General features: G+C 43.0%; 8 protein-coding genes. 1 reads left to right on the top strand and 7 read right to left on the bottom strand.

Features of this window, described 5'->3' with window-relative positions:
- Positions 1-17 precede the first annotated feature (17 nt).
- From fba to HG263_RS13980, 7 genes are all read right to left on the bottom strand, one after another.
- Entirely contained in the window at positions 18-1082 is a 1065-nt protein-coding gene (gene fba / locus HG263_RS13950; protein WP_171626687.1) for a class II fructose-bisphosphate aldolase, read from the bottom strand.
- Positions 1083-1225: 143 nt separating this feature from the next.
- Positions 1226-2404, bottom strand: a complete 1179-nt coding sequence (locus HG263_RS13955) for a phosphoglycerate kinase (RefSeq protein WP_171626688.1) — start codon at positions 2402-2404, stop codon at positions 1226-1228.
- A 42-nt stretch (positions 2405-2446) separates the two neighbouring features.
- The gene (epd, locus tag HG263_RS13960) at positions 2447-3460 is read right to left on the bottom strand and encodes an erythrose-4-phosphate dehydrogenase (RefSeq protein ID WP_171626689.1); all 1014 of its coding nucleotides are present in this window, start codon (positions 3458-3460) and stop codon (positions 2447-2449) included.
- A 108-nt stretch (positions 3461-3568) separates the two neighbouring features.
- Complete coding sequence (locus HG263_RS13965) at positions 3569-4192, bottom strand: exonuclease domain-containing protein (protein ID WP_171626690.1); 624 nt, start codon at positions 4190-4192, stop codon at positions 3569-3571.
- Entirely contained in the window at positions 4192-6030 is a 1839-nt protein-coding gene (locus tag HG263_RS13970; RefSeq protein ID WP_171626691.1) for a DUF294 nucleotidyltransferase-like domain-containing protein, read from the bottom strand. The genes HG263_RS13965 and HG263_RS13970 overlap by 1 nt, the downstream gene beginning before the upstream one ends.
- A 100-nt stretch (positions 6031-6130) precedes the next feature.
- Positions 6131-7855, bottom strand: a complete 1725-nt coding sequence (locus tag HG263_RS13975) for a sodium:solute symporter family protein (RefSeq protein ID WP_171626692.1) — start codon at positions 7853-7855, stop codon at positions 6131-6133.
- A 12-nt stretch (positions 7856-7867) separates the two neighbouring features.
- On the bottom strand, positions 7868-8131 hold the full coding sequence (locus HG263_RS13980) for a DUF4212 domain-containing protein (RefSeq protein WP_171626693.1): 264 nt from the start codon (positions 8129-8131) through the stop codon (positions 7868-7870).
- 375 nt (positions 8132-8506) lie between these two features.
- On the opposite strand from HG263_RS13980, the gene HG263_RS13985 reads away from it, so the two are divergent.
- Positions 8507-11938: a PAS domain-containing hybrid sensor histidine kinase/response regulator gene (locus HG263_RS13985; protein ID WP_171626694.1), complete on the top strand. Its 3432-nt coding sequence runs from the start codon at positions 8507-8509 to the stop codon at positions 11936-11938.
- Positions 11939-11952: the final 14 nt, after the last annotated feature.

Consider the following 11952-nt stretch of genomic DNA (forward strand, 5'->3'; position numbering starts at 1 on the left):
AATAGCAGACTTAGTTATTATTTGATCTGAGGATTTAACTCACCTGACAGATAACGTAGGTGCATGTCATCCAATGAGATTGGTTTGATCTTATTCGCTTGCCCTGCAGTACCAAACGCTTCGTAACGATCTACACAGATCTCAGTCATTGCTTTGGTCGCTTCAGCTAAGAACTTACGTGGATCGAAGTTTGCTGGGTTATGCGCTAAATGACGACGAATCGCGCCTGTTGACGCTAAACGAAGATCGGTATCAATGTTCACTTTTCTTACACCAAATTTGATCCCTTCTACAATTTGCTCAACAGGAACACCGTAGGTTTCTGGGATCTCACCACCGTACTCATTGATTACGGCAAGCCAATCTTGTGGCACAGATGAAGAGCCATGCATTACAAGGTGAGTGTTAGGGATACGAGCATGAATTTCTTTAATGCGATTAATCGCTAAAATATCGCCTGTCGGTGGACGTGTGAATTTGTATGCACCATGTGACGTACCACAGGCTATCGCTAACGCATCAACGCCAGTTTTGCTTACAAAGTCAGCCGCTTCTTCAGGGTCAGTTAGCAGTTGATCGTGAGTTAGTTTACCTACTGCACCAATCCCATCTTCTTCGCCAGCTTCACCCGTTTCTAAAGAGCCAAGAACACCAAGCTCACCTTCAACAGACACACCACAAGCATGTGCCATTTCAACAGTACGACGGGTCACATCCACATTATATTCGTAGCTTGAAGGTGTTTTACCGTCATCAAGTAGTGAACCATCCATCATCACTGATGAGAAACCCAATTGAATAGAGCGCTGACAAACCGCAGGAGAAGTACCATGATCTTGGTGCATAACAACCGGAATATGTGGCCACTCTTCAATAGCAGCTAAGATCATATGACGTATAAACGGCGCACCAGCATAAGCACGCGCGCCCGCAGAACCTTGCACAATAACAGGGCTGTTTGTTTTATCAGCCGCTTCCATAATGGCACGCATTTGCTCTTGGTTGTTTACGTTAAAAGCCGGAACCCCATAACCATGCTCTGCTGCATGATCAAGAAGTTGACGCATACTGATTAAAGCCATTTTGCTTTCTCCAATAGTCGATGACGCTTGTCATCTAGTTTGAACGGGATAAATTGTGTGTGGCCTAAGCCACGGCTATTTGTTTATATCTTAGTGAGAGTGATATAAACAAATAAGGCCAGCAAAGCTGGCCTATGAAAATATTAAACGCTTGCTCTTTTTTCAAGCATAGCCACAGCTGGTAGTTTTTTCCCTTCTAAAAACTCTAAAAAGGCACCACCACCCGTAGAAATATAAGAAATATCGTCTGCAACACCATATTTATCAATCGCAGCTAATGTATCACCACCACCTGCAATCGAAAATGCATTAGATTTGGCAATGGCATTGGCAATCGCTTCTGTACCATTACCAAACTGATCAAACTCAAACACACCAACCGGACCATTCCACACCACGGTACCTGCGCGCTCAATGATTTTTGCTAAAGTATTCGCGGTATCTGGACCGATATCAAAAATCATATCTTCATCGGTAACTTCACTGACATTTTTGATGGTAGCAACTGCTGATTCGGAAAATTCTGAACCAACAACAACATCCGTTGGCACAGGGATATCACCATCGTTACTACGAGCAGCTTCAGTTAGTTTGGTTGCTTCAGCGATTAAATCTTTTTCATATAAAGATTTACCAACAGCGTGTCCTGCTGCTGCAATAAAAGTATTTGCGATACCGCCACCGGCAACAAGCTGATCAACCACTTTTGACAGTGAATCAAGCACGGTTAGTTTAGTAGATACTTTAGAGCCACCAACAATCGCCACTAACGGTCGTGCTGGATTATCTAATGCTTTGCCTAATGCATCTAGTTCGGCCGCTAATAATGGGCCTGCACAAGCTACTGGTGCAAACAAACCAACACCATGGGTAGACGCCTGAGCACGGTGGGCCGTGCCAAATGCGTCCATTACATACACATCACATAATGCTGCAAGTTTTTTAGAAAGCGTTTCATCATCTTTCTTTTCGCCTACGTTAAAGCGAACATTTTCAAATACCACAACTTCATTGTCTGCAACATCAACACCATCTAGGTAATCAGTCTCTAAGCGAACATGTTGCTCTAATGCGTCATTTAAATAATCAACAACAGGCTGTAATGAATATTGCGCATCATACTCACCTTCTGTCGGACGACCTAGGTGAGACATCACCATCACTTTAGCGCCTTTTTCAAGGGCTAATTTAATAGTTGGTAACGATGCACGAATACGGGCATCGGAGGTCACTTTGCCCTCTTTAACAGGCACATTTAAATCTTCACGAATTAAAACACGTTTGCCACTTAAATCTAAATCGGCCATTTTAATGACTGACATGGACCATCTCCTATATAAACGATACTTCAATATTCAAATAAACTACTTTTGCGCCAACATAGCCGCTGCGGTGTCGAGCATACGATTGGCAAATCCCCACTCGTTGTCACACCATACCAATAATTTTACTAGCCGTTTATGACTAACTCGTGTTTGTGTGCCATCAATAATACAAGAATGTGGGTCATGATTAAAATCAACTGACACTAAGGGTTCTTCAGTGTAACTTAATATTCCCTCTAAACGTCCTGAGGCCGCCTGCTGCAACACGTGGTTGACCTTTGATAGGTCAACATCTTGGTTTAGCGTCACACTCAAGTCCATTGCCGTCACGTTAATGGTAGGAACTCGCACAGCGATTGCCTCAAAACGACTATGAAATTTAGGTAAAATACGTTCAATACCGCGCGCTAATTTAGTATCAACGGGAATAATTGATTGGCTTGCAGCACGTGTGCGGCGCAAATCACTATGGTATGCATCAATCACTTGCTGATCATGCATAGAAGCATGGATCGTTGTTATCGCGCCCGATTCAATGCCAAACGCATCATCAAGAACTTTAATTACAGGCACTATGCAATTAGTCGTGCATGAACCATTCGATACAATGGTGTGCGAGGGAGCTAACTCTTCTTCATTTATGCCATACACAATGGTGGCATCGACATCAGCATCCGCAGGTTGGGAAAACAGCACTTTTTTTGCACCCGCGTTAAGATGCTTTTGTGCATCTTGGCGAGAATGAAATACGCCTGTACATTCAAGCACTACATCAACATCAAGCGCTTGCCAAGGCAGTAAACTCGGATCGGCTTCACTAAACAATTGAATATTATCACCGGCTACATTCAGATAGGGCGCTTCATGCTTTACGTTATAAGCAAAACGACCATGAGACGTATCGTATTTTAATAGGTGCGCAACCGCTTTAGGATCTGCCAGTTCATTTATCGCTACTATTTGGATCTCTTTCTGGCGTCCAGACTCGTATAAAGCGCGAACTATATTGCGCCCAATACGACCAAATCCATTAATTGCCAGTTTGATTGTCATTAAAGTGAAAATCCAGCTAAATGCAAAAAGATGATAGGAGCGTCGCTCCAAAGATGGCGCTATTGTAATCGACCAAGACTAAATGTGTAAGGGAAATGATGTTTTTTTTTACATTAAATCAGCTAATTTAATGCGTTTTCCTGCATTCATCGCATTAACCTGTGCAAGTAAGAGCTCGGCTGTGGCTAACGCATCCGTCAAAGCATGATGAGTTTGATAATCAGGTAACTGATAACGCTTTCGACACGATGCTAAAGTCAAACTATCACCAGCAATAGGCTGTCCGCAGCTGAGTAAGCGCTTTTTTTCAATCGCCATGGTGTCGACCATGCAGAGCGGCTCAACCGAGATGCTGGTCATTGCACTCGCCTGTTTGATAAATGGCCAATCTAATGCGCTGTGGCAAACTAACACCTTTTTATCTAGTGCCTGTGATAAATTACACATTATATGCTCTAGCGACGCTCCGTCCTTTAGCATACTTTCATCGATGCCATGATATATAGGACTTTGCTCTAATGCTTTTACGTCTTTATGGACATGGTACTGAGCTGAATGTAAGTCAATTCTACCCGCCTCAATCGCTAACCAAGCGATCGAAACGATTTCACTTTGTTTGACATCTAGGCCTGTCAGTTCAATGTCTACGACCAGATAGTTCAACGCCTCAAATTCATATTGCTTTAACTGAAATTGCTTATAGACTTTTTGCCACCAGCGCTTTACAAACACTACAAACTTCCTCTAGCAAACTTAAAAGCACATGCCTGCTGTGCCTGCTTTATTAAATAAAATGCCTCTTTCAATTGATGCTTTTCAAGTGATGTGAGATCTGCTGGATTAATGCAGTTTTCAGGCAGATGATCATGTTCTAATTGATGATTTAGCCGCAGTTGCGTAAGGTATCGCCAACAATCTTTAAGATCATAAACATCATTTTTACTGAGTAAGTCACAACTTAGCAGCGCCTCCAAACGCTCAAGTGTATTGGCTTTATATATTTGCGCTTTTAGTGCATACAAACGAACCAGATCATTGATGATCACCACGCCTCGACGTTTAAGATCCAAGAATTTATGATGCTGTTGATCTTTCTCCAGCTTAAGTTGCTGAAATAACCCCAGAGGCACTGAATTTGTGTTTATGTCAGTGGCCATTGCTGCAAAAAACAAATCATCTTTTTTCAACTTTGCCAGCTTTGAAGTAAATTCACCATAGAGCGCGCTAGATCCTTCTATAAAGCGTAAATCAAAATAGATTTTACAATTAAGCATTGCCTTAGGCGTCGGTGCGTATATCCAATTTTCAAACCGCGCTAACCATTGTTCCGCAGTACCTCTACACGCCTCATTACTGGCCATAATATTACCAGGACAGCGCTTAATACCGCACAGTGCAAGTTGCTCACAAACAAACTCACTCATATGTGCGAAGTATGTTCGCTGCTCTTGCGTCACCTCATTTGGCAATAGCAAACCGTTATCTTGATCTGAATGCAGTGTTTGCTCTTCCCTCGCCTGAGAGCCAAAACAGATCCAACTAAATACACAAGGTGCTTGACCGTTTTGCTGTTGGTAAATTGCGATGAGACGAGCCGTCAGCGCGTCACTTAGGCCACTCAATAATTTACCGATTAAAGAGGTGTCTTCCACATTATAGGCAAAGCTTTTCAGCAGCAAGGGGATCTCTGCTGCGAGCAATTTGAGCTGTGCCACACTTTGTGCTTTATAGATATTGCCAATCAATTGTACTGGGTCGCTTTTTTGTTGTCGCAACAAGTCTGTACTGGTTAACATCCCCAATGGCACATGATGTTCATTTAAAACTGGTAAGTGATGAATGTTATGCTTCAACATTAAATGTAACGCTGAAAAAACACGATTATGCTCAAATACATATTTCGGAGATTGGGTCATAATTGAGGATAAAGGTGCATGCGGATCACGCTCTTGAGCCAAAACCCTATTGCGTAGATCTCGGTCGGTAACAACCCCTAATAGCTGCTCATTTTCACTCACTATAATTGAAGAAACCCCATATTGACTCATGGTTTTGGCAGCATCAACAATTGTTGCATCGGGTGTCAACGCGACAGCCCCTCTGCTCATTACATCACTGATCTTTTGCTCACTCCAATTATCTCGATTTTGTTTGTAATGAGATGACAACAAGCGATTGGCATGCGCTTTGACAAAGTGCTGTTCAAAAAGCTTGTATTCTCGGCGTAAGAAATCAAAGTTGCTTTGCGTTAACACATAAACAAGCCCTGGGGTAGTTACACTCAGTTGATTTTTAATTGCTTCTCCTGTGAGTAATGACGGGTAACCAAAGTAGTCGCCTTCAGCTAATCGCGTGATCACTTCACCACTTGCCGACAATAGATCATAACTGCCTGAGCGGACTAAATATAAAAAAAGATGCGTACTTCGCAACCATTGATGTTGGTTTTGCTGCGTTAAATAAACAACTTCGAGGTGAGTGGCGAAAAAATGACTCGCAGCTTCGGGTAACTGACTAAACGGCATCTGTTTAATAACAAACTGTTTAACCTCAGCTATTTCTGGCGTCATCTTATACTCCTGAGCATATGTCGCGAATAATTAAGCGACAACAGTTGAAACGAAAAACCCAGCCCAAAAGGGCTGGGTGTCCTTTTTCATCTTTCACGTATCAATGTGCGTGCGCAGCACTTGACCCTTTAGGATTGCGAATACTTTCAACCATTTGTTGCACTTCAACGGGAGGTTGAGCTGTTAACTTAAGTACCACAGCAGCCACCACAAAGTTAACCACCATACCTACAATACCAATCCCCTCTGGTGATATCCCAAATAACCAATGTGCAGGGGTATTAAGTTCAGGGCTGACAAACTTAAAGTAAATTATATACGCTGCGGTAAACGAGATCCCCGTCACCATACCCGCGATAGCCCCCTCTTTATTCATACTCTTAGAGAATATACCCATAATAATCGCGGGGAAGAAGCTAGCGGCAGCTAAGCCAAAGGCAAACGCCACTACGGAGGCCACAAACCCTGGAGGATTAATGCCAAAATATGCGGAGATAGCGATGGCAACCATGGCTGATAAACGTGCGGCGAGTAACTCTTGTTTATCACTGATATTAGGTTTTAAGGTACGTTTGAGCAAATCATGAGATACCGAAGTGGATATCACTAGCAATAAGCCTGCAGTAGTAGACAAGGCTGCGGCTATGCCACCGGCTGCAACTAGTGCAATCACCCAAGCTGGTAAGTCGGCAATTTCAGGGTTCGCCAATACCATAATATCGCGGTCAATCTTAACCTCATTGGCACTATTTGGATCTTCCAATTTGCCAGCCGAGTAAGACATCTTGCCATCATTATTTTTGTCTTCAAAAACGATCAGACCTGTTCTTTCCCAATTTTTCACCCAGGTTGGTGCATCCGCATACGCGGTTCCGCTACCATCTTTACCGTTAATGGTATCTATCATATTAACGCGCGCAAATGACGCAACGGCAGGCGCAGTGGTGTATACAATCGCGATAAAAACTAAGGTCCAAGCCGCTGAAATACGCGTATCTTTAACACGAGGTACAGTGAAAAAGCGTACAATAACGTGAGGTAAACCCGCGGTTCCAACCATCAGTGCAGCGGTAATGGCAAATACGTCAATCATGCTCTTTGAGCCTTCGGTATATTGCGCAAAACCAAGCTCGGCACTTAACCCATCTAGCTTATCTAATACATACATCCCTGAGCCATCAGCGAGTGTTGCGCCAAATCCTGTCTGAGGCAGTATGTGGCCCGTCATCATCAAAGAGATAAAAATCGCAGGTACAAGGTAGGCAAATACCAACACACAATACTGTGCCACTTGTGTGTAGGTGATCCCCTTCATCCCGCCTAGCACAGCATAGAAGAAAACAATCACCATGCCGATGTAAACACCTGTTTCAATGTCTACTTCTAAAAAGCGAGAAAACACCACACCGACACCACGCATTTGTCCCGCTATGTAGGTAAAGCAAATAAATATGGCACAAAGTATGGCAACCACGCGTGCCACTTGTGAATAGTATCGATCGCCAATGAAATCAGGCACCGTGAACTTGCCAAATTTACGTAAATAAGGCGCTAAGCATAGAGCTAACAGTACGTAACCACCGGTCCATCCCATTAGGTAAACACCACCGTCGTAACCGGCAAAGGAAATAATACCCGCCATGGAAATAAACGACGCTGCGCTCATCCAATCAGCAGCGGTCGCCATACCGTTAGCAAATGGTGGCACACCACCGCCAGCAACATAGAAGTCTTGTGTCGATCCAGCTCTTGCCCAAATCGCGATGCCGATATAAAGCGCAAAGCTCAAACCAACAATAATAAATGTGAGAGTTTGTACATCCATCGAAATTGCCCCTTATTCGTCTACGCCATATTTTTTATCTAATGCATTCATTTTGAATACGTAGACAAAAATCAAGGCTACAAAGGTGTAGATTGCGCCTTGCTGTGAAAACCAAAAACCTAATTTAAATCCAAAGAAACGGATTTCATTGAGTACATCTACCAGCAAAATGCCAAAACCAAACGACACGACAAACCAAATTGCCAATAGTTTGAACATTAAACTGAGATTTTCTGACCAGTATGCTTTTGCTTGTTGTTCGTCTTTAAAAGCCATTTTTATATCCCCTATCACGTGCTCTTTAATGAGCTGTGTTGGTATTAATTGTCATCATTTACCTTAGCAATGGCTTTGTCAGAAGAAATTGAGACCTTAGTCGTAGCAGCAAGTTTACCTTAACGTAAACTGCACCTTGAGTAAAATTAATACAACTAAAAAACAATAAATATCAACAACTTAAAACCATGCTATGTAAAAATGTGACGTTGAGCGTGAAATATGACGCTTATACGACATTAGTCTAAACATATCTCGCAGAACATTTATTTTGTTTAAAAACAAAGGTTTACACATTATTGAAACGAGTGACCTATACAGACTTAAAAACAAATTATGATAAGGTAATGAAATCGCAGTTTAAGAAGAACAACAATGACAGCCGCTCTCATTCTCGTCGCACTGAGCTATATCGGTGTATTATTTTGGTTAGCCAACTGGGGTGATAAAACCACGCCTTTGGCCATGCGCATTACCCATCATCCTTTCGTGTACGCTTTTTCATTGGGTATTTACTGTACGTCTTGGACTTACTATGGTGCTGTTGGAACCGCTGCAACAAGCAGTTGGCATTATCTGCCGATATTATTAGGCCCCGCACTGCTATTTTTATTTGGCCATGGCTTTTTGCGAAAATTACTACTGGTCAGTAAAAAGCAAAATATCACCACCATTGCAGACTTTATTTCCGCGCGTTATGGCAAGCGCCAAACAACGGCCGTTATGGTTACCATGATAGCGCTGCTAGCAACGATCCCCTATATTGCGTTGCAGCTCAAAGCGCTCAGCAGTAGCTTTTTATTGCTACAACAAGATGAAACGCTCTCAGGAAACGTACTTGCGCTTACTGGTACATTAATCATGGCTTTGTTTGCTATCTTTTTTGGAACTCGCAAAGTAGATGTAACTGAGTATCGCTCTGGACTCATGTTGGCAGTGGCCTTTGAGTCAATCATTAAGTTTTTAGCACTGGCTGCGGTTGCATTTTTGGCTATTGTGACTTTAATACAGCTGCCACAAAGCCAAACCATTTCTTTTGAGCATTGGTTTAATTTTGACGCGTTTAATTTTAACTTTATTGGCCAGACACTGATGGCGGCAGCAGCGATAGTTTGTTTACCAAGGCAATTTCATGTCACCGTGGTCGATAACCAAAACCACCGCCACTTGCATACTGCGCGCTGGGCATTCCCTGTGTATCTATTACTTACAGCTGCGATGATCATCCCAATCACAACGGCAGCAATCCACCCCGACATCGGCAATAATATTGCCGCCGATAGCTTTGTTCTAGCACTGCCGCTGATGCAAAATCACCCAGTGATCACAACCTTCGTATTCATAGGTGGTTTATCGGCAGCCACGGCGATGATTGTGGTTGCAACGTTAACACTCAGTACTATGTTATCAAACGATGTAGTATTACCGCTGCTGTTAAAACGTAAACTTAAACGCAGTGCTCTGACACGCAACTACAAAACCCCTATTTTAATGATCCGCCGTGTCACTATTGCCGCAATTTTGCTGTTAGCCTATTTGTATCAGCAGTGGTTTGGGCATGGAGAAGCGCTGGCAAATATGGGATTAGTCGCTTTTTCTTTGGTAACACAGTTACTGCCAGCCATCGTTGGGGGCCTGTATTGGCGCAAAGGACACGCATACGGTGTATATGCTGGTTTACTTGCAGGTTTTAGCTGTTGGGCGCTTTTTTTAATGCTACCCATTGTAGGCAATGCAGCACCATTTGATTATGAGCTAAGACAAAGCATCATCACACGCGGTACACTCATCGCACTATTGGCTAACATCAGCTGTTATATAAGCTTTTCACTGGCTGCACATGAAAGGTTGATTGATAAAATTCAAGCCGCTGCGTTTGTATTCCCCAAAGAACAAGCGCGTTTTTCAAAGCGATTAGATAAAAATGTCAAAGCCAGTGTTTATGATTTTAAAGTGCTCTTACAAACTTTTTTAGGCATTCAACGTTCAGGGCAACTACTGAGCCACTATGCGCTAAGCCATAACATTGATGATAACAACGCGCACCCAGATGCTGACTTTATTGCTTATTGTGAACGAGCACTCACCGGGGTTTTAGGTGCATCTTCAGCACAAGCCCTCATCCATACCGTGGCATCGGGTAAACAAATGGCATTTGAAGAGGTGGTAAACTTCTTTGATGAAACCACACAAGCGCTGCAATTTAACCAAAACTTGCTGTACACCTCTTTGGAGAACCTCAGCCATGGTATTTCAGTGGTAGATAAAGACCTCAACTTAGTCGCATGGAATAAACGCTACGGCGAAATGTTTGCCTATCCAGAGGGTTTTTTAGAAGTTGGTTTACCGATTGAGCAAGTGATCCGGTTTAACGCACAGCGCGGAGAATGCGGACCTGGTGATATTGAACGTCTGGTCGATAAACGCGTGCAGCATTTGCGCAATGGCACCCCCCATCATTTTATTCGCCATCGACGCGATGGCCAAGTATACGAAATGCGCGGCAACCCCTTACCAGAAGGAGGGTTTGTTACCAGTTTCTCCGATATTACTATGCACATTGCCACCCAAAATGCGCTGGAAGAAATCAACATGGATCTAGAAAACCGCATAGAAGCGCGCACCCAAGAGATCCGCACCATCAATACCGATTTACAAGCGCAGATAGCGTCACGTATCGACACCGAAAATGCCTTAATGGCCGCTAAAAAAGAAGCTGAACAAGCCAACGACAGTAAAACGCGTTTCTTGGCATTGGCCAGCCATGACATATTACAGCCACTCAACGCTGCCCGTTTATATTTGGCAGCCATCGACGAAAAGCACCTTAATCATAAAGATCAAAGTAATTTTGAAAAGCTCTCTGATAGCTTAGATTCTACAGTACACCTTATGTCATCACTGCTGGATATCGCAAAATTGGAACAAGGTGCTATGAAGCCCACACCAAGGCATTTTTGCATTGACGATATCTTAAACCCCCTTGCCAATGAATATGCGATTTTATCCAGCGAAAAAGGCTTGCAACTGAAAGTTCGCAGCAATCATGCCTACGTACATAGCGATACAACCTATTTAAGACGTATTATCCAAAATTTAGTCTCCAATGCCGTTAAGTACACAGAGCAAGGTAAAGTGCTGGTAACGTGCCGTAACAAAAAACACAGCTTACGTCTTGATGTGTGGGATACCGGCCCAGGTATCTCTGAGCATCAATTAAGCAAAATTTTTAACGACTTTTATCGCATTCAAAGCAATGATAATAAAGGGGTTGGACTTGGCTTAGGCGTGGTAAAGCGGCTGTGTGATTTACTGAGTTTGGAAATAGAAGTTACTTCGATTGTCGGTAAAGGCAGCCGATTTTCTATTATCATTCCTTTTGGTGATGCACAATTGGCTGAGTCTAAAGCCAACGATAACCTTCAAGCTGATAGCAGTAAAAAATCGCAACTCACCGTGATGGTGGTGGATGACGATCCAAAAAATCTAGAGGCCATGAACAGCTTGCTAGGCAAATGGCATATTGACGCTGTGCTTTTCACCCAAGCCCATGAAGCAATCGAATACGCTAACAACCAACAAGCGCCCGACATGATATTAATGGACTATCAACTTGGGCAAAACGATGATGGTATCGCTGTCATCAGAAATCTGAGGCATATTTGGCAAACCACAGTACCTGCGGTACTTATTACCGCAGTGCGTGATGATGCATTAAAACAGCAGACCAAAACAGAACAAATTCATTATCTTAGCAAGCCTGTTAAGCCAGCCAAGTTAAAAGCTTTGCTCAATCATCGCTTGTAACTTCGTTTTATGGC

It is taken from the genome of Pseudoalteromonas caenipelagi (genome assembly GCF_013140855.1).
GTDB lineage: Bacteria > Pseudomonadota > Gammaproteobacteria > Enterobacterales > Alteromonadaceae > Pseudoalteromonas > Pseudoalteromonas caenipelagi.